Raw genomic sequence first — 765 nt, 5'->3', positions numbered from 1 at the left:
CGCCGTGCCCGTGCGGACCGCCGCCCCACGACGGTCGGCCGCCGCGCCGGAGCGACGCGAGCGCCTGCTCGATGCGGTCGACCGCGTCGCCCCGACCGTTCGCGCCGTCCTGTTCGCTCATGCGTCCAGATTACATGTCACTTGACATGCGAAGTAACTGCATGTCATAGTGCATATTCATGTCATGCGACATGCACCGCCGGTGAACGCATCACCGTCGCCACGAGAGGATTCCCATGGACACCCACGACCGATACGAAGACCACGACCACCACGACCGGCCCGGCGAGGCGGACGGCGCGCACGACGCGCACGAGCCGCCGGCCGGCGGCGTCCGCCCCCTCGGCTTCTGGCTGAAGGTCGTCGAGCGGCGCATCGCCGCCGAGGTCGATGCCGCCCTCGCCGACGAGGGCGTGAGCCTGCGCGACTGGCGCCGGCTCAACCTCGTCGCCGGCGAGGTCCGCGACGAGCGCCTCGCCGAACGTCTCGCCGCCCGGCCGCACAAGCTCGACGACCTCGTCGAGCGCGGCTGGATCGTCGGCGAGCCGGGCGACTGGACGCTGACCGACACCGGGCGCGACGTGCTCGACGCGCTCACCGAGCGCGTGCGGGCCGTCCGCGACCGCGTGCGCTCGAGCGTCACCGAGGAGGAGTACGCGACGATGACCGCCTCGCTCGAGGCGATCGCCCGCGAGCTCGGCTGGGACGAGTCGACGCCCGAGCCGCGTCGCCGTCGAGGCGGGCCCGGCTCCCGCCGCGGCTTCG

Annotated in this window: 1 protein-coding gene; it reads left to right on the top strand. The window is 72.9% G+C overall.

The annotated features are described in order from the left end of the window. Positions 1–236 precede the first annotated feature (236 nt). Positions 237–765 (top strand): MarR family winged helix-turn-helix transcriptional regulator (locus ESO86_RS17960; RefSeq protein WP_129236055.1); only part of this gene is annotated, 529 nt, incomplete at its 3' end.

Origin of the sequence: Agromyces binzhouensis (assembly GCF_004135055.1) — a bacterium.
GTDB classification, from domain to species: Bacteria; Actinomycetota; Actinomycetes; order Actinomycetales; family Microbacteriaceae; genus Agromyces; species Agromyces binzhouensis.
The sequence above is the reverse complement of the archived record's forward strand: the minus strand, read 5'-3'. Positions and strand labels throughout refer to the sequence as shown.